Source organism: Paenibacillus sp. BSR1-1 (genome assembly GCF_030403775.1).
Classification (GTDB): domain Bacteria; phylum Bacillota; class Bacilli; order Bacillales; family Cytobacillaceae; genus Neobacillus.
Genome location: NZ_JAQMWQ010000039.1, coordinates 13,533 through 32,514, shown reverse-complemented (window position 1 = coordinate 32,514; position 18,982 = coordinate 13,533). Strand labels below are relative to the sequence as shown.

General features: G+C 42.3%; 19 protein-coding genes, 1 pseudogene and 1 other annotated feature. Of the genes and pseudogenes, 18 read left to right on the top strand and 2 right to left on the bottom strand.

The features are described from left to right. Positions 1-190: 190 nt before the first annotated feature. From PH210_RS29130 to pheA, 8 genes are all read left to right on the top strand, one after another. Positions 191-1,642, top strand: a complete 1,452-nt coding sequence (locus tag PH210_RS29130; protein WP_289990171.1) for an Rne/Rng family ribonuclease — start codon at positions 191-193, stop codon at positions 1,640-1,642. 46 nt (positions 1,643-1,688) lie between these two features. Next, positions 1,689-1,773: a sequence feature (ribosomal protein L21 leader region), on the top strand. A gap of 13 nt (positions 1,774-1,786) precedes the next feature. Then, a complete protein-coding gene (gene rplU / locus PH210_RS29125) occupies positions 1,787-2,095 on the top strand; it encodes a 50S ribosomal protein L21 (RefSeq protein ID WP_283919673.1) in 309 nt (102 codons plus the stop codon). Positions 2,096-2,110: 15 nt separating this feature from the next. After that, entirely contained in the window at positions 2,111-2,455 is a 345-nt protein-coding gene (locus tag PH210_RS29120; RefSeq protein ID WP_289990165.1) for a ribosomal-processing cysteine protease Prp, read from the top strand. After that, positions 2,456-2,749, top strand: a complete 294-nt coding sequence (rpmA, locus tag PH210_RS29115) for a 50S ribosomal protein L27 (protein ID WP_026572313.1) — start codon at positions 2,456-2,458, stop codon at positions 2,747-2,749. A gap of 204 nt (positions 2,750-2,953) precedes the next feature. Next, the gene (locus PH210_RS29110; protein ID WP_289990159.1) at positions 2,954-3,487 is read left to right on the top strand and encodes a sporulation initiation phosphotransferase B; all 534 of its coding nucleotides are present in this window, start codon (positions 2,954-2,956) and stop codon (positions 3,485-3,487) included. A 69-nt stretch (positions 3,488-3,556) separates the two neighbouring features. Then, a complete protein-coding gene (gene obgE / locus PH210_RS29105; protein WP_289990157.1) occupies positions 3,557-4,846 on the top strand; it encodes a GTPase ObgE in 1,290 nt (429 codons plus the stop codon). A 25-nt stretch (positions 4,847-4,871) separates the two neighbouring features. Continuing rightward, positions 4,872-5,327 (top strand): transcriptional regulator ThrR, encoded by a 456-nt coding sequence (thrR, locus tag PH210_RS29100; RefSeq protein ID WP_289990155.1) that lies wholly within the window; start codon positions 4,872-4,874, stop codon positions 5,325-5,327. Between the two features lie 65 nt (positions 5,328-5,392). Beyond that, on the top strand, positions 5,393-6,247 hold the full coding sequence (gene pheA, locus PH210_RS29095; RefSeq protein ID WP_289990154.1) for a prephenate dehydratase: 855 nt from the start codon (positions 5,393-5,395) through the stop codon (positions 6,245-6,247). A 35-nt stretch (positions 6,248-6,282) separates the two neighbouring features. On the opposite strand, the gene PH210_RS29090 is transcribed toward pheA, so the two are convergent. Both PH210_RS29090 and PH210_RS29085 read right to left on the bottom strand, forming a co-directional pair. Then, positions 6,283-6,822 (bottom strand): transcription repressor NadR, encoded by a 540-nt coding sequence (locus PH210_RS29090; protein WP_289990151.1) that lies wholly within the window; start codon positions 6,820-6,822, stop codon positions 6,283-6,285. Between the two features lie 48 nt (positions 6,823-6,870). Further along, positions 6,871-8,004, bottom strand: coding sequence for an IscS subfamily cysteine desulfurase (locus PH210_RS29085; RefSeq protein ID WP_289990149.1), 1,134 nt, complete (start codon positions 8,002-8,004; stop codon positions 6,871-6,873). 100 nt (positions 8,005-8,104) lie between these two features. Between PH210_RS29085 and nadB the strand changes: the two genes are divergently transcribed. The 10 genes and pseudogenes from nadB (at position 8,105) to queA (ending at position 18,963) form a co-directional block, all read left to right on the top strand. Beyond that, positions 8,105-9,679 carry an L-aspartate oxidase gene (gene nadB / locus PH210_RS29080; RefSeq protein ID WP_289990147.1) on the top strand — a complete coding sequence of 525 codons (1,575 nt, stop codon included), beginning with the start codon at positions 8,105-8,107 and terminating at the stop codon, positions 9,677-9,679. Continuing rightward, positions 9,648-10,496, top strand: coding sequence for a carboxylating nicotinate-nucleotide diphosphorylase (gene nadC / locus PH210_RS29075; protein ID WP_289990145.1), 849 nt, complete (start codon positions 9,648-9,650; stop codon positions 10,494-10,496). Before nadB ends, nadC begins: the two co-directional genes overlap by 32 nt. Position 10,497: 1 nt before the next feature. Next, the gene (gene nadA / locus PH210_RS29070) at positions 10,498-11,595 is read left to right on the top strand and encodes a quinolinate synthase NadA (protein WP_289990143.1); all 1,098 of its coding nucleotides are present in this window, start codon (positions 10,498-10,500) and stop codon (positions 11,593-11,595) included. 193 nt (positions 11,596-11,788) lie between these two features. Continuing rightward, a pseudogene (locus tag PH210_RS29875) lies at positions 11,789-11,905 on the top strand (LysM peptidoglycan-binding domain-containing protein); the annotation flags it as partial. A 1,600-nt stretch (positions 11,906-13,505) separates the two neighbouring features. Beyond that, entirely contained in the window at positions 13,506-14,498 is a 993-nt protein-coding gene (locus tag PH210_RS29060; RefSeq protein ID WP_289990140.1) for a phosphotransferase, read from the top strand. 84 nt (positions 14,499-14,582) lie between these two features. After that, positions 14,583-15,326, top strand: a complete 744-nt coding sequence (locus tag PH210_RS29055; RefSeq protein WP_289990139.1) for a YhcN/YlaJ family sporulation lipoprotein — start codon at positions 14,583-14,585, stop codon at positions 15,324-15,326. Between the two features lie 120 nt (positions 15,327-15,446). Beyond that, positions 15,447-15,986: a BofC C-terminal domain-containing protein gene (locus tag PH210_RS29050; protein WP_289990137.1), complete on the top strand. Its 540-nt coding sequence runs from the start codon at positions 15,447-15,449 to the stop codon at positions 15,984-15,986. A 114-nt stretch (positions 15,987-16,100) separates the two neighbouring features. Then, complete coding sequence (ruvA, locus tag PH210_RS29045; RefSeq protein WP_289990135.1) at positions 16,101-16,712, top strand: Holliday junction branch migration protein RuvA; 612 nt, start codon at positions 16,101-16,103, stop codon at positions 16,710-16,712. A gap of 10 nt (positions 16,713-16,722) precedes the next feature. Further along, positions 16,723-17,724, top strand: a complete 1,002-nt coding sequence (gene ruvB / locus PH210_RS29040; protein WP_289990133.1) for a Holliday junction branch migration DNA helicase RuvB — start codon at positions 16,723-16,725, stop codon at positions 17,722-17,724. A gap of 210 nt (positions 17,725-17,934) precedes the next feature. After that, positions 17,935-18,963 carry a tRNA preQ1(34) S-adenosylmethionine ribosyltransferase-isomerase QueA gene (gene queA, locus PH210_RS29035; RefSeq protein ID WP_289990132.1) on the top strand — a complete coding sequence of 343 codons (1,029 nt, stop codon included), beginning with the start codon at positions 17,935-17,937 and terminating at the stop codon, positions 18,961-18,963. Positions 18,964-18,982: the final 19 nt, after the last annotated feature.

Sequence of the window (18,982 nt, the reverse complement as noted above, 5' to 3'; positions counted from 1 at the left end):
GCCCCAAAAAATGAAAGGGTATGGATAAAGATCATAAAAGGTAGAGCTGAAAACAATTGCTTTTGATTTTACACAATAATCAGGACTTGACTCAGTGAAAGACATTCCTAGTGAACACCCAGTCTTTTTTGTCCTTCAGAAATCCCATATGACATTCATGAGCTATTTTATATAAAGCGAGGAAACAAGGTTGGAAACATTAATTGTCAATTACTTTGGACGTGAAAAGCGGTATGCAGTTTTGCGTGACAAACAAGTTGAAAAAATTATAATTGACCGACCAGAGCACCAATCTCTGGTCGGTAATATTTATTTTGGGACAGTGACAAAGGTTTTGCCCGGGATGAACGCAGCCTTCATCGATATTGGCGAAGAAAAAAACGCCTATTTGCACCGTGACAACCTGTCCTCATACATACTCTCAACCGAAAAGCAGAAGAACATCTCTTCGTTTGTCCACCAGGGTGAAAAACTCCTCGTTCAGGTGGACAAAGATGCAACTGGAACAAAAGGCCCGAAAGTCACGGGGATAATAGAAATACAGGGCAGCAATTTAATTTACATGCCAAAGGGCCATTACATTGCGGTCTCTAAAAAAATTGCCGATGAACGGCAAAATGCTGCACTAAAACGTCTAGGAAGCCGTTTGAAGACAGAAGAGGAGGGAATCATTTTTCGTACCTCAAGCTTGAACAGCATAGAAGAAGAGATTATCGTAGAGCTGAATTTCCTTCGAAGCCAATATCAAGAACTGCTCCAAACAGCTGCTTCCCTTAAAAAGTCAGGGATAATTTTTCAAAAAGATTCCTTCCTGGAAATGCTTATCGAGCAAGTCTCAAAAATGACGTCAGGTGAAGTTATTATAGATGATCTCAACGTCAAAAAAATGCTGGAACAAAAAAATACTCACGTTACATTCACGTACTACAACAGCCTAGAAAATATTTTTTCCGCCAACAAAATTGAACATGAAATCGAGAAAGCCCTCAAGCGGGTGGTGTGGCTCGATCAAGGTGCCTACCTCATATTCGATGAAACTGAGGCCCTGACCATAATCGACGTGAATACAGGGAAATTCTCCGGCAAGGCCGATTATCAGGATACCGTTCTTAAAACCAATCAGCTAGCCGCCAAGGAAATCGTCAGACAGCTGCGACTGCGGGACATCGGCGGCATCGTCCTGATTGATTTTATTGATATGAAACGTGAAAAGGACAAGCAAGCGATTTTTGATCTTTTCGAAAAAGAACTTGCTAAAGATGAAAAAAGAACGAAACTGATTGGCTTTACACCGCTCGGGATTCTGCAGCTGACAAGAAAAAAAACTAAGGTTGCTCTATCAGAAGCATTAAAGGTGAAATGTCCAGTTTGCGATGGGACTGGCCGTATCTTAAGTGCGGAAACAATCGCTTTTCGTCTTGAGCGAGAGCTTCTCGAGCATCGCCACTCTGAATTTGAGGCGGTCTTAATAGAAACGACAAAAGAAGTTAAAGAGCTTCTGCAGTCTCACCTGGAAATATTGGAAGAAATGCTTCATTTTAAAGTGTTTTTTGCGATTCTGCCCGCTCCGGATCATCATTATGTTTTGAAGCAATTCGGCACTGTGGACGAGATATCCCAAAAAGCTTTCAATTTCTATTGACACTTTCCCTTAAATTATGTATGATTTTAATGTTATGTTTGTAGCACCCGTGCTACAACCGCACAGAACAGGTACTAAGCTTTCTGCGTGATTCGCGGGGACGCCTGTGTATGGCGAGTCTGAGTTTATAAGGAGGTGCAGTTCATGTACGCAATTATCGAAACTGGCGGTAAACAACTTAAAGTCGAAGAAGGCCAAGCTATCTACATTGAAAAATTAGATGTTGAAGCTGGTGAAACAGTTACTTTTGACAAGGTTCTTTTCGTTGGCGGTGAAACTGTAAAAGTTGGAAGCCCTGTTGTTGCAGGCGCTACTGTTACAGCTAAAGTTGAAAAACAAGGCCGTGCGAAGAAAATCATTGTTTTCAAGTACAAAGCAAAGAAAAACAACCGTAAGAAGCAAGGTCATCGTCAACCTTACACTAAAGTAATCATCGAAAAAATCAACGCGTAAGGTGTTGGAAAATAGATGATTGGAATTACGATTACTCGTACTGAGTCCGGTGCGGTTCAATCCTTTGAAATAAGTGGTCATGCTTTGTTCGCTGATCGGGGCAAAGATATTGTCTGTGCAGGCGTATCAGCCGTGTCTGTTGGTGCTATCAATGCGGTGCACGAACTTACCGGTGTTACTCCCGACCTGGAACATCGAGCAGATGGACTTCTCCGCTGTGTACTGCCGGAGGATCTTACTTCCGATACACAAGAGAAAGTTCAGCTTCTTCTTGAGGGAATGATTGTTTCATTACGATCGATTGAAGAAACGTACGGAGAGCACATAAAAATAACCTTCAAAAAGCAGGAGGTGGAATAAATGTTATTAAAATTAGATCTTCAGTTGTTTGCATCTAAAAAGGGAGTAGGTTCTACAAAGAACGGACGTGACTCAATCGCAAAGCGCCTTGGTGCTAAGCGTGCAGATGGTCAATTCGTAACTGGTGGTTCAATCCTTTACCGTCAACGCGGTACAAAGATTTACCCAGGTGAAAACGTAGGCCGCGGTGGTGACGACACTCTTTTTGCTAAAATCGACGGCGTTGTAAAATTCGAACGTTTAGGTCGTGACCGTAAAAAAGTGAGCGTTTATCCAGTAGCTCAAGAAGCGTAATGCTTTTATTGGAAACTCTAACCTTACCGGTTAGAGTTTTCTTTTTGCACTGATAAAGATCATATTAAGGGTATTTCCTCGTACTGAGCTTCTTTTTTTTACCACTTTAGGAAACCTTTCGTATAAAAAAGCTTACTCATGGTTACTTTTTTGATATACTAACAACAAACAGTGTGTTCCGACACTTAATGTGGGAGTGTGGGTATGGAGAAAGAATGGGGAATCGTCGAGGTGCTGCGGCACTCGCGTCATGATTGGTTAAACAAGCTTCAGTTGATTAAAGGGAACATCGATTTAAATCGAATTGACCGGGCGAAAGAGGTCATTGATGAAATTGTCATTGAAGCCCAACATGAGACTAAGCTTACAAATTTAAATATGCCTATGTTTGCCTCGCTCTTATTCACTTCAAATTGGAAGAATCCTTTTTTTAGACTCGAATATGAGGTACTTGAAGATGCTGAACCGTTAAAAATGAACGATTCCGTCCTGACAAATTGGACAAGTTCCTTTTTTTCATGCTTAAATAAGGCAATCGAGGCATTTCAAGAAAACCATTTATCGATTACAATTGAGCCGCAATCAGAGGGAATCCGTTTCTTTTTCGATTTTAGCGGGATAATAATAAAAAGTGAACTGATTGAAAAATTCCTTGGAGAGTCCAAATCATTGGAAATAGAGATCAAGGAATTTTCGGAAAGCGAACTCGCACTGGAAGTTTTTATACCTAAACTTTAAACGGGTATAAAACGCGAGCGCTCTCGTCGCAATCATCAGTTGATTTATTTGTGCGACAGGAGGAAAAAAATGTTTGTCGATCAAGTCAAGATATATGTAAAAGGTGGAGACGGCGGAAACGGAATGGTTGCGTTTCGCCGCGAAAAATATGTACCAAAGGGCGGTCCTGCCGGTGGAGATGGCGGGAAGGGCGCCAATGTAGTTTTTCAAGTAGAAGAAGGCTTGCGTACTCTAATGGATTTCCGGTATCAGCGCCATTTTAAAGCCAATCGTGGCGAGCATGGAATGTCCAAGAATCAGCATGGCCGTAATTCCAAGGATATGATTGTTAAGGTACCGCCTGGGACCGTTGTCACGGATGCTGAAACAAAAGAAGTTATTGCCGATTTAGTTGAGCATGGACAGCAGGCCATCATTGCAAAAGGAGGCCGCGGCGGCCGGGGAAATTCCCGTTTTGCCACTCCAGCCAATCCGGCACCAGAGCTTGCAGAAAATGGTGAGCCAGGCCAAGAGCGCGACGTCATACTGGAGCTTAAGCTGCTGGCTGATGTAGGATTGGTAGGTTTCCCAAGTGTTGGGAAATCCACGCTATTGTCTGTTGTTTCTTCAGCGAAGCCAAAAATCGCTGAGTACCATTTTACGACGATTGTTCCGAATCTGGGCATGGTGGAAACTGAGGACGGCAGAAGCTTTGTCATGGCCGATCTTCCTGGTCTTATTGAAGGGGCCCATTCCGGCGTAGGTCTTGGACATCAGTTTTTGCGTCATATCGAGCGGACGAGGGTTATTGTTCATGTCATAGATATGGCGGCAACTGAAGGCAGGGACCCATTTGAGGATTACCTAACGATAAATAAAGAATTACAAGAATATAATCTGCGTTTAACAGAGCGTCCGCAAATTATTGTGGCCAATAAAATGGATATGCCTGGTGCGGAGGAAAATTTAGAAACCTTTAAAGAGAAGCTTGAAGAGGATTATCCGGTTTTCCCTATTTCGGCCATTACACGAAAAGGACTGCGCGAGCTATTGTTTGCAGTTGCAGATAAAATTGAGGAAACACCGGAATTCCCGCTTGAGCATGAAGAAGAGGATACTGGTGTCCATCGTGTGCTTTACAAGCACGAGAAGGATCCGGATGCCTTCCACATTTCAAGAGAATCAGATGGATCGTTTGTGGTTTCTGGTGAAAAAATTGAAAAGCTCTTTAAGATGACTAATTTTTCAACAGAAGAATCGGTTCGCCGCTTCTCACGGCAGCTTCGCGGTCTAGGGGTCGATGAGGCATTAAGAGAGCGCGGGGCAAAAGATGGGGATGTCGTTAAGTTATTAGATTTCGAATTTGAGTTTATTGATTAGGGTTTCAGGTAAAAGAGGTAATGAAATGAAAATGGATAACATTGATAAAAAATTTTATTTAATCCGTGAAGACGTTTTGCCAGAAGCGATGAAAAAAACGATTGAAGTGAAAGAAATGCTTGATAGAGGCAAGGCGGAATCGATTGCGGATGCTGTTCAGCGGGTCGACTTAAGCAGGAGCGCTTTTTATAAATATAGGGATACAGTGTTTCCGTTTTCAACCATTAAACAGGAGCGCTTAGTTTCGTTATTCTTTCATTTAGAGGACCGCTCCGGCACCTTGTCAAAATTATTAAGTGTTGTTGCCTCTTCTGGCTGTAATGTTTTAACCATACACCAAACGATTCCCCTTCAGGGAAGGGCGAACGTGACTCTTTCATTAAACACGGCAAATATGACAAATGAAATTGATGAATTATTATCCGAACTTAGAAAACTCGAATTTGTAGAGAAAGTAGAAGTGCTGGGAACAGGTGCATAGCGGACAAAAGTCTGCTGAGAGACCAGTTCTCAGCTTTCTTTTTAAAAATAGGAGAGTGGAATGCAATGAAAATTGGTTATTTAGGGCCGAAGGCAACCTTCACGGAACTTGCGGTCACAAAGGTTTTTCCAGGGTTGGAACTAGAGCCTTTTCGGACAATACCAGAATGTATGGACGCGGTAGTAGACAAAAAAGTTGCCCTTGCGGTTGCTCCGATTGAAAATGCGCTTGAGGGCTCCGTTAATATTACTCTCGATTATTTAACTCAGGTTGCTCAAATCCCAATCGTTGGAGAAATTACCCTGCCGATTAAGCAGCATTTGATGGTCCATCCTGCGAATGCCGATAAATGGGAGAATGTCAGTAAAATTTATAGCCATTCTCATGCTATCGCACAGTGCCATAAATTCTTACATAATCAATTTAAGGGCGTTCCATTTGAATATATCTCTTCTACAGCGGCTGCGGCAAAATTGGTGATGGATGAGCCTGAACATAATACGGCTGCTATTGCGAATGAATTAGCTGCCAAAGAATATGGGTTAACCATTGTTCAAAGGAATATTCATGATTTTGACTATAACCACACCCGCTTTGTGGTTTTATCTGAAGACGAATTTGATTTTCAAGCTATTTGTGGCTCCACTCATTTTAAAACAACGTTAATGGTAACTTTGCCTTCTGACCGCGCCGGGGCCCTCCACCAAGTTTTATCAGCCTTTGCCTGGAGAAAAATAAACCTCTCCAAAATTGAATCAAGACCGATGAAAACTGGGATTGGCAATTACTTCTTCATTATTGATTTAGAAATGAAGCTTGATGAGGTGTTAATACCAGGGGCAATGGCGGAGCTAGAAGCTCTAGGATGCGGGGTAACCCTAATGGGAAGCTATCCGTCAACATTAGTCGAATTAAATTAGGAAAGGACCTGGGATTAAAAATATCCCGGGTCCTTTTATGATTCCATTAAAAATCCCTCCGCCTTTAGGGCGGCCATGGCTTTATCAAGAATTTTTTCGCTCGAAGCAGAAATGGTATGCAGATGAATGCCATCTGTCAGTTCAGACAGCAGTGCGGCATTCGTTGATTGCAGGTTAGTTAAAAACTGTTTCACTTCTTGCCGGTTTGAAACCATGATAGAGGCAGTTAAATCACCATAGACGGCGTGCTCAATTTTTACATCCTTCACCAAAACCCCATGATCCACCAATAAATTTAATTCCTTTTCCGTGTCTTTTGGTGCATGCTTGCAGGCAATTGTTCTTTCATATATCCGGGTACCAGCATTCTGCTTTAAATACACATACCCCTGGCTTGTGGCCATAATTGGTTCGTTTTTTGCCTTTAGCAAGGTGATGTCTCCCACAATGACCTGCCGGCTAACATTCGTCCTGGCAGCAAGCTCGCTTCCCGTCAATGGTTCGAAACTGTCTTTTAGCAGTTGAAGAATCAAGGACCTCCTTTCTTCTCCTAATATTTTTTTTTGCTCAGCCATATTATTCCTCCCAAACAATCTCTGTTTTTATATTCTAGCATAACTTATTTAAAATTCCTGGACAATTTTAACAATGCTTTTCGCAAGCTGTAAGACTTCTTCCACCGTTGTTGATTTGCCAAAGGAAATACGAATAAACTGTTTGGCCTCTTCTGTACTTAGGCGCAGTGCTTGCGTAACCTTTGCAGGGGATTGCATTCCGATTTGACAGGCGCTTCCCGTTGAAATGGCGAATCCTAAGCGATTGCATTCAAGCATCATCCATTGACCCTCTATCCCTGAGATTCTAAGACCGATTATATTTGGAAGCTGCGATTCAGCTTCATCAGTTCCATAAACTACGACTCTATCTTTTATAGGCGTAAGTGCTTCAATAAAGGTATTTCGCAGTAATGTAAATGTATCATGATTTGAAGAAATCTGTCCGATAATTTTCTGTGCGGCAACGGTCATTCCCGCAATGGCCGGAACATTCACCGTGCCAGGCCGGAAGCCGCTTTCATGCGATCCACCTGGAAAAAAGGGATCCCAATGAATGCGCGGATTGATATAAACACCGCCAATCCCCTTTGGTCCATAAATTTTATGCCCGGAAAAAGAAATACTGCTCACAAGTGGTGTTATACTTTTTAAATCCATTTTTCCAAATGCCTGAACACAATCACTGTGGAAATGAATCTGATGAGCTTTGCAAATTTCTGCAACAGCCTCGACTGGCTGGATTGTTCCGATTTCTGAATTTACATGCTGAACGGCAACTAATATGGTCTCCGGTTTAATCTCGTTTGCAAGCTTCTGAATATCGATAAGTCCTGGGCCATCGAAAGGAAGAAGTGTAATTTCATAGCCAGCTTTCTCTAATCTCCTAAGCTCTCCATGGATGGATGAATGCTCAGCCATACCTGCAATAATATGGTTGCCCTTTTTTAATGGAGCGGATAACAAGGCTTCCAAGGCTAAAAAATTCCCCTCAGTGGCTCCACTTGTAAAGAACAATCCCTTTTTATCAACACCCAAAATTTGCGCCAATTCTTCGCGGCAATTGTCAAGCAGGGCTGAGGATTGTCCCCCAATATCATGAAGGCTGCTGGCGTTTCCATAGTATTCGGTTGCGACCTTCAGATAAACTTCTGCAGCATCTTTATCTAATGGAGTTGTAGCGGCAAAATCAAAATATATCATAATATTTTCTCCAATAACTTTTTAATATAATACTTGTTTTTAGTTTAATTCTGTGTAAATATATATGTCAAGACACCTGTTAATCAGGGAGGGTCAACCTATGAATAATGTTGATGTTGTAATTATTGGAAGCGGGGTAGCGGCATTACAGCTGGCTGTCCAATTAGGAAATGATAAGAATGTGAGGATTCTCACAAAGTCAAAAATAAGAATGGCTAACTCCTATCTTGCCCAAGGCGGGATCGCTGCGGCAATTGGAGCACAGGATCATCCATCCAAACATTTGGCGGATACTTTAGAAGCAGGAAGATTCCACAATAATCCTGATACAGTTAGAGAAATCATTTATGAAGCGCCATCACTTATTAAGGCCATTGCTCAAAAGGGAGACGTTTTCGATCGAAATCATCAGGGAGAATTGCTCCTAGGCATGGAAGGAGCTCACAGCGAGCATCGTATTGTCCATGGCGGCGGGGACGCCACTGGTAAAAACGTAATCGAGCATTTGATTGGCCAGCTTTCCGATAATGTGCTGGTAGCAGAAGATGAATTTGCTTATGAATTGATTTTGAATGAGCAAAAAAATCGCTGCATTGGGGTAAAAACAAAGCGGCCGGATGGCAGCATTCATATGTATTACGGTAAGCACATCATCATCGCAACAGGCGGCTGCGGCCAATTGTATAGATTTACGTCAAATGCCAGGACGGTAAGCGGCGATGGAATTGCGCTTGCGTACTTGGCGGGTGCCGAAATTGTTGATATGGAATTTATTCAATTCCATCCCACCCTGTTATATCTGAATGGTGAAACAAAAGGCTTGGTTTCCGAAGCCGTGAGGGGCGATGGAGCCATCCTTGTGACAGAGGATGGAAAACAGATTATGGAGGGAGTCCATCCCTATAAAGACCTTGCACCACGGCATGTGGTTTCACAAACGATCTATGAATATTTGAAAAATGGCCATAACGTATATTTAGATATTAGTAGAATAAAAGAATTTCAGAAACGTTTCCCTTCGATCACGGCTCTTTGCGAGCAAAATGGCATTGACCTATTAGCTGGAAAAATTCCCGTTGCTCCTGGAAGCCATTTTTTAATGGGCGGCATCAAAACGGATTTGATCGGGCGTACCTCCATTGAAGGACTTTATGCTATAGGCGAAGCGGCTTGTACAGGCCTGCACGGAGCTAACCGCCTGGCAAGCAATTCCCTTTTAGAGGGATTGTATCAAGGGAAAAAATTATCAGAATGGATTCAAGCTAATCCAGTCGAAGCACCAGAATCAGAACAGCCGAGTCTGAATATTACCTTGCAAAAAATCATTTTACCTACAGAGCAGCAAATCAAGGATTACATGATGGAGCGGGTAGGAATCGTCCGGAATGAAGTGGATCTTAGGAAGCAGAGAAAATGGCTTCATCAATTTAAGGTTCATGAATTAACTGAACTTGATTCGTTTTCTGTTCAAGACTTAACAAAGATTTTTATGGTACTCACGGCAAAACTGATTACGGATTCAGCTTTAAAACGGAAAGAAAGCCGCGGCGGCCACTATAGAAATGATTATCCGAATGAGGATGACAATCATTGGCTAAGAAAATCGCTCACTCATAAAAAGAAACGGGAAGTGAAAAAGGATCATGAACACATTAAAACTGCGCTCACAACTTGAGAACTTTTTTATCGAAGATATAGGCGAACAGGATATTACCACTGATTTAATTTTTGCGGATGAAACGAATGGTGAAATTGTTTTTCTAGCCAAAGATGAAGGGATTTTTTGCGGCGAAGAAGTTATTAAATCAGGTTTCAAACTGTTAAATAATGATATTAACGTAGAGGTACTCGTAAAAGACGGAGACCGAATTGAATATGGTCAGCAGCTTGCGCTTGTTTCTGGAAAGATTGCAGATCTGTTAAAAGGAGAAAGAGTGGTACTTAATCTCATTCAAAGAATGAGCGGAATTGCTACTCTCACCAATAAAGCGGTTATCACCTTAAATAGCGATTTTACAAAAATCTGCGACACGCGAAAAACAACGCCTGGACTACGGATGTTTGAAAAATATGCGGTCCGCTGCGGCGGCGGTTTTAATCACCGCTTTGGGTTGTATGACGGTGTGATGATTAAGGATAATCATATTTCTTTTGCTGGTTCGATTGAACGGGCTGTTGCAGCCGTCCGAAAGCAAGCCGGTCATATGGTGAAGGTCGAAGTGGAAGTTGAGACAGAGGAACAAGTAGTGGAAGCGGTGAATGCTGGTGCCGATGTGATTATGTTCGATAATCGCACTCCTGATGAAATCAAGGAATTAATTAAATTAGTTCCGGCAGGAATCATTACTGAAGCATCAGGCGGTATACAGTTGAGCAATCTGGCAGACTATGGCGATACAGGTGTTCATTATATTTCCCTTGGATTTTTGACCCATTCTTATAAAGCGTTAGATATAAGCGTAAAAGTAAAATGGAATAAAGGAGAAGAATAAGATGAACATTTTAGCCTCACTACAATCCAATAAAATGATTCCGGAAAAATATAAGCAGATGTCACGAGAAGAATTAGAGGCACGAGTGATCGAGGTGAAAAACAAGCTCGGATCACGGCTTTTCATCCCAGGACATCATTATCAAAAGGATGAAGTGATTCAGTTTGCCGATGCGACAGGGGATTCTTTAAAGCTGGCCCAATTATCGGCGGAAAATACAGAAGCGGAATATATCGTTTTCTGCGGGGTACATTTTATGGCAGAAACGGCTGATATCTTAACAACAGAAAACCAAAAGGTCATCCTGCCTGATATGCGCGCCGGCTGTTCGATGGCGGATATGGCGGATTTAGGGCAAACGGAGAGAGCATGGGAGAAGCTGCAAGCTCTTTTTGGTGATACGATTCTTCCATTAACCTACGTCAATTCAACGGCCGCTATTAAGTCGTTCGTCGGTGCTAATGGCGGGGCAACGGTTACGTCTTCGAATGCGGAAACAATGGTGAAATGGGCTTTTGAACAAAAGGAGCGGATTTTATTTTTGCCGGATCAGCATTTAGGACGCAATACAGCTGCTGATTTAGGTATCCCACTGTCTGCAATGGCTATTTGGAATCCAATTAACGATACATTAGAATATGATGGTGATGTTTCCAAAGTAAAGGTAATCCTTTGGAAAGGACATTGCTCTGTCCATGAAAACTTTACCGTTCAAAATGTGATTGATACGCGTTATAAGTATCCGGAGATGAAAATTATCGTCCATCCGGAATGCCGTCGTGAAGTGGTCGAATTATCTGATATGGCTGGTTCCACAAGCTATATCATCAATGCAATTGAAAAAGCGGAGCCTGGGTCTGCATGGGCCATTGGTACAGAAATGAACCTGGTTAACCGTCTCATTACCAATCATCCGGATAAAAAGATTATTTCTCTAAACCCTCATATGTGTCCTTGCTTGACCATGAACCGAATTGACCTGCCACACCTGGTATGGAGCTTGGATACATTAGAAGATACGAATAATGTCATTAAAGTTAGTCCAGAAATAGCCGAAAACGCTAAATCAGCGCTTGAACGGATGCTAAAAAATTCATAATAGGCCAAAAAAGATGCAATTTAGCTGATTGCATCTTTTTTTAATATACTGTTTGGATTTATCAGCGAATTATAAAGAGTTATCAGCGAATCGTATATCTCCATTTATTCAGGGACTTATTCATATTTTTAAAAAAATTAGCATAAGTTTTTTTGAAGAATGTTAGCACTTTGCCCATCTTCACATACACTATATGGACTTATGCCATAGGAGGGAAATCAGAGTGAAGATCCATATCGTACAGAAAGGGGATACTCTTTGGAAGATCGCCAAGAAGTACGGCGTGAATTTTGAAGAGCTGAAAAAGATGAATACGCAGCTCAGCAACCCTGATATGATTATGCCCGGAATGAAAGTAAAGGTCCCAACCTCAGGTGGAACGATAAAAAAAGGAGCATCTGCGGGACACAATCCTGGTACGACTATCAATATGGGAGCAAAAAAGGAAATGCCGATTGCCAAAGAGAAACCATTAAAAGAATCCCTTATTAAGGAGGCACCGATTAAAGAAGCTCCAATCAAGGAAGCTCCAATCAAAGAAGCCCCAATTAAGGAAGTACCAATTGCCAAAGAGAAGCCAATTATCAAAGAAACACCAAAAGCACCCTATACTCCAAAAATGCCTCTACAAGTAGTCCCAGAAATTGATATTAACAACTACTATATGATGAATATGACAAATATGATTCCTCAACCGCAGCTGCCGCCAAAGCCAACCAATATTCTTCCTGAAATCAAAGAAGTACCTAAGAAAGAAATGCCAATTAAAGAAGTACCTATCAAAGAAATGCCAATCAAAGAGACGCCAATCAAAGCAAATCCAATTCCAGAACCGGTAATGGAAGCACCAATTCAAATGCCTGTTCAAGACTGTGTTCCAATGACACCAGTTATGCCTGGGCCAGGATTCTGCCCGCCATTTGGCGGAGGGTTCCCGGTACCAACACCGTATATGCCGTTTCCGCATATGCCAGGCGGAGTGATGCCAGGCGGAGTGATGCCAGGCGGAGTGATGCCGGGCGGAGTGATGCCGGGCGGAGTGATGCCGGACGGAGTGATGCCAGGCGGAGTGATGCCGGGCGGAGTAATGCCTGGTGCGGCTGGATACCCGCCTGTAGCACCGGGGTATTCACCAAACGTAGCAGGCGCACCATATGTGCAGCCGCATTTTCATGATGAATCATCATCATTTATGCCGCAAATACCTGCAATGAACCCAGGATTTATACCGGGAGCAGTACAAAACCCAGCGTTCCAGCAGCCTTATGTGGATCCAGCGGCATTTGGTCAAGTGCCAGCCGGATATGGACAAATGCCAACAGGCTTCTCTGGAGCACAACCAGTTGGCTACCCTGGAGCAGTGCCAGCGGCCTATCCAACAGGAGTACCAAGTGTACCAGGAGGTTATCCAGTAGAAAGTTCATCCTTTTACCATGGCCAGCATCATCCGACTGGATTTGCGCCTGGACCGATGTATGGGGCTCCTGGAATGGTAAACCCATACGGAATGGGAGCACCTTATGGTCAAATGCCGTATGGGTACCCTCCTCAAATGGGCGGAGTTCCACAGACAATGGGAGAAGATTTTGAGACTGCAGAAGCACCAGTACCAGGCTTCGGAGCACAAATGCCTTATATGCAGCAGCCTTATCCAACACAAGGACTGCCTATCGGGACAGGTGCTTTAGAAGATTGCGGCTGCGGCGCAGTCCCAACTGGTATGCCTTCAGGAATGCCGGCTGGAATACCAGCGGCACCAACAAGTGTTGCACCTGCTTTTGTACCGCCAACACCGCCAATTTATAGTGCGCCATTTACTGGACCGGGTAATGTTGCTCAGCCTCCATTTATGAACCCCTATGGAATGGGACCGGTTGGGACTAATCCTTATGGAATGCAAGGGTTCCAGGATGAGAGCAGTTAATACAACGAAAAACAAAAATGGAGACGATGATTACTATAATCGTCTCCTCTCTTATTTTCGGTCGCAGTTTACAGAAAAAATCATCCAAATGGTTCCGATAAGAAAATCTGTTTTATTTTTAAAAACAGAAAAAAATACTTATATCATGAAAGGGTACCAAACCAACAGCAGACTTAGACTTCAAGAAGCGTTTACAACCACATTGAATAAAGAGGGGTTTAGGAAAACTTATAAATTTCTTAATCCCAATGTGAAAGATCAGCTGTTTTTCGAGGGTACTTACTTTGGCTGCATCGAGTATGTTGCCCCGAGCAAAACTACTTTTTCCTTTCACTCCCACAAAAACCGTCAGGAAGGAATTGAGCTGCTCGAACAATTTCATCAAACAACGGCATCCTTTGAAGCACGGTATCGTACATTACTGCCGAAAGCTGATTTAATTGGAAAGTGGACAGAGCGATATCATATTTTTTCGAACAATCTTCCTTTCGTTAAATATTTTTTCAATGATCCCTTTATTTCGGAAATGGTCTCATGGGCAGAATGGTCACTGAAGGGTATGGAAAAAGAATACCTTTTTTTCAGAAAAGAGCCATATGTGATCCTGCATGGGGATGTTGCCCATCATAACTTTTTACGGGACAAAAGTGGAACCTTATTATTAATCGACTTTGATTTAATCAGCATCGGCCCCGCTTCTTTTGATTATTTACAATACGCAAATCGGATTCTTCCGTATCTAGACTGGTCGTTTGATAAGCTGCTCCAGTATGAACCAATCAAGAAATATATTCCTCAAAAACCGTTTTTGTATGCCTTAGTATATCCAGCAGATATTTTTCGCGAGTGGAACAGAATCATTAGGGAAAAATCGTATTCTGACCAGGTTAAATTTAAACAGGTGATGGATTTAACGATTAATCAGTTTTACGCGAGAAAAAAATTTATTGACCGAATTAAGACCATGGCAGATGAATGAAAATGAATGAAAACCCCTAAAAAATTGCACCCTAATAACGAGCATCTTTTAAAATGCTCAGGATGAATTAAGGGGGTTTTTCGCTTGAACAAGAAGCAGTGGATGATTCCTCTTTCAGCCGTGATGATGATGGGGCTGGCCGGCTGTAACAATGATAATAACAATGCAGGTGCCAATAAAGGAAGCAATAATCTGGCTCGTCCAATGGGGTATTACTCGAATGAAAACCATCCTAATAGCAATTATGGTTTTCTAAGGGATAATGATGGTGCTTTCACCGAAATGATGGACCATACCCTTGGGAATGAGGATGGAATTGTAAATAATCAAAAAAGAAAACTGCTTCAGACAAGGGATGAAAATGGCAACCCAAAAAACCCTACTACGCCTTTAGCAGAGACCGACCGTAATTTCTTCCAGCGTGATAACCGCTTTAGTACCAGCGATATGAATTATCACGGTCACTTGAATAAAAATATCGGTAAGAACGGTGAGGCAACAGATAAACATGTCCAAGAAAATATAACCGATAATATCAGGAGCAAAGTTTCAAGCATCGATAACGTTCAATCAGTAAGATCCGTTGCCTATGGAAACACTGTTATTGTTTCGGTTAACTTAGTGGACCGTGACAGGGAGGCCGCAACCAAAAGAGCTATTAAAAATGCGGTGAAGCCATTCGCGAACGGAAAATCAGTAACTGTCATTACAGACGAAGGAACATTTGGACGCGACCGGAACATCAATAATGATGTACCGCAGCGACAGCCGAAAGCGAATAAGGACCGCCGCCAAAACGAAGAAGTTCCAAACAGATATTCAAAATAGTTTTAATAAAAGGCAAAGCTTACGGGCTTTGCCTTTTTAATTTTTCGGATATAAAGGGAAAAATAGGCTAAACTAGAACTGTAAAGTTTGTTCATTTAATAACAAAAAGAGGTGAGTATTATGAGGTTCAATTGGATAACATTGTCTCGGTATAGCTTAGCCGTATTTTCTGTTTTACTGTATGTACTAATCGGCGGGGCTTCTGAAATTACTGGATCGGCCGCACAAGTCGATGACCAGCAAAAGACGGAACCTCAGCACCTGACGGTTATTTTGGAACGAATCTATCTCGATGGAGAAATTAGTCAAGAAGTCGTTCACGAAACATGTTGGTCAATGGCGAATTTCTGGGCTAAGTATGATCAATGGCAGCTTACTGAAATGGAAGAATCGACCTTTGTTTTTAGAAGGAAAGTCGATGATATATCCCCGTTATTAAAAGCAAATGGCTTTTTCGGGATAACAGAAGATGGGGTTTTGACCATTTTTAATGGCAGACCCGGCCAATCAAGAATCATTCAATCGTTTTTTCAAATAGATATTAGAAAGCTTGAAAGTAAGAAACAAGAAGAATTAATACAAGGCATTCCTATTAAAACGAAAGATCAATATGTTCAAGTTTTAGAAACCTTTAAGCCTTACTCATTAAAAAAAGAATGAATCTTCATTTTGAAACAGACTGATCATAATAAATCAGCCTGTTTTTTATTTCTTTCTTAAACTTAAAATTATGGTAGAATGAAATACGGTGAAAAACTAAGGGAGAGAATACGATTGTTTGAATTTATTAAAGGGGCCGTGGAGTTTGTCGGGCCTGAATATATTGTCATTGAAAATAATGGAATTGGCTATCAAATCGCGACACCCAATCCGTTTATTTATTCCGGTAAGATGGAAACAATGGTAACTGTATATACCTACCATTATGTTCGCGAAGATGTAATGGCGCTTTATGGCTTCCAATCAAGGGAAGAGAAAAAACTATTTACTAAATTGTTAAATGTATCGGGTATCGGGCCGAAGGGTGCGCTTGCGATCCTCGCTTCTGGTGAAGTCCAGCAGGTGGTTAACGCCATCGAAAATGAGGACGAAGCCTTCCTCGTTAAATTTCCTGGAGTAGGCAAAAAAACAGCACGGCAAATGATCCTCGATTTAAAAGGGAAATTACAAGATGTTGTTCCAGATTACTTCCCAAATCTATTCAATGCCGATACACTTCCACTACACACACAAACGAACAATACGGCCTTTGAAGAAGCCATTCTTGCTTTAAAAGCACTGGGTTATTCTGATAAAGAAATTAAAAAGATTTCACCTGAATTAAGAAAAGAGCAGATGTCCACTGATCAATACATTAAACAGGCCTTAAAGCGCCTTTTAAAATAGGTGATAATTTATGGATGACCGGATTATTTCAAATGAAGCTAATGAAAGTGAAATTAGTATTGAACAAAGTCTTCGACCGCAAACTTTAAAGCAATATATTGGACAAACCCAGGTCAAGGAAAATTTAGAAATTTTTATTAAGGCGGCAAAGCTTCGGAAGGAAACGTTGGACCATGTTCTTCTATATGGGCCTCCTGGTTTGGGGAAAACGACTCTTGCTGTTATTATTGCTAATGAAATGGGCGTTAACCTTCGGACAACCTCCGGACCGGCAATTGAAAGGCCTGGCGATTTAGCGGCAATTTTAACAGCGCTTGAGCCGGGAGATGTTTTATTTATTGATGAAATTCATCGGCTGCCGCGAACCATTGAAGAGGTTCTGTATCCCGCGATGGAAGATTTCTGCCTTGATATTGTTATTGGGAAAGGTCCAAGTGCAAGGTCTGTCCGCTTGGATCTCCCGCCATTTACATTGGTCGGGGCGACCACAAGAGCTGGTTCTTTGTCTGCGCCACTGCGGGATCGATTTGGAGTTTTATGCCGGCTCGAGTATTATAAAGAAGATCAGTTAAAAAATATTGTTATCCGTACCGCAGATTTATTCGAAACGGAAATAGATGAACAGGCTGCCTCAGAAATCGCGAGAAGAGCAAGGGGAACCCCAAGGATTGCCAATCGTCTCCTCCGAAGGGTTCGTGACTTTGCCCAAGTAAAGGGAAACGGGACCATCGATCTCGCCCTTTCGAGAGAAGCGCTTGAATTGCTTCAAGTAGACAGGCTTGGTCTGGATCATATTGATCACAAGCTTTTAAAAGGGATTATTGAAAAATTCCGCGGCGGTCCTGTCGGCCTGGATACGATTGCTGCATCAATAGGCGAAGAAGCGGAAACAATTGAAGATGTATATGAACCCTATTTATTACAAATTGGCTTCTTGCAGCGAACACCAAGGGGCAGAATGGTAACACCAGCCGTTTATCATCATTTCGGCATGGATACCCCTGCTCGGTGAGCACACTTTTTAAAAAATGTAGGCTGTATAGATTTAAGAATCTGTTGAATGGAGCGGAAGGCGCGAGACTCCTGCGGGAGGACGGGGCAGGGGAGACCCCGCAGGCGCTTAAGCGCCGAGGAGGCTCCCCGGACCGCCCGCGGAAAGCGAAGCGCCTGAAGCGAAAATCAACAGTCAAGTTTAAAAACGTAAAAGTAAGGATGTAATTTTATGAAAGTAGATATTTTTGATTTTCACTTACCTGAAGAATTAATTGCACAAGTCCCACTGCAAAACCGGACTGACAGTAGATTAATGGTTTTAAATAAAAAAACAGGCGAACTAAAGCATGAAGTATTTAAAAATATAATCGAATACTTGCGTGAAGGGGATTGCCTTGTATTAAATGATACAAAGGTTCTTCCTGCACGCCTTTTTGGCGTCAAGCAGGATACCGGAGCTAAAATTGAAGTGTTACTGTTAAAACAGCTGGAAGGCGATCAATGGGAAACCCTCGTAAAACCAGCAAAACGGGTGAAAGAAGGAACGGAAATCGAATTCGGCGATGGGCTTCTTAAAGCCGTATGCACCGGAACTTCCGAACATGGCGGCAGGGTCTTGGAATTCAAATATGAAGGCATTTTTTACGAAGTCCTCGACCAATTAGGCGAAATGCCCCTGCCCCCGTATATCAAAGAGCAGTTAGATGACCGAGACCGGTATCAAACAGTTTTTGCCCGCGAGCCTGGTTCCGCTGCGGCCCCAACGGCAGGACTTCATTTTACTGAAGATCTATTGAATGATATTAAAGCAAAAGGTGTTCATATTGCCTTTATCACTTTGCATGTCGGACTTGGTACCTTTAGACCGGTCAGCGTGGACGATGTTGAAGGACATGATATGCATTCTGAATATTATATGGTTACAGAAGGGACGGCGCGGCTTTTAAACGAGGTTAGAGAGGGCGGTGGACGAATTATCACCGTTGGTACAACTTCGACCCGCACCTTAGAGACGATTGCCTCGCAAAACGATGGACATTTTATTGCTGGCAGCGGCTGGACCAGTATTTTTATTTATCCGGGCTACGAATTTAAAGCGATTGACGGAATGATTACCAATTTCCATTTACCTAAATCAACTCTGATCATGCTTGTAAGTGCTCTAGCTGGAAGAGAAAATGTCTTGCATGCCTACCATACAGCTGTAGAAGAACGGTACCGTTTCTTCAGCTTTGGCGATGCAATGCTTATCATCTAGTGGGAAAGGGGCGGAGGGC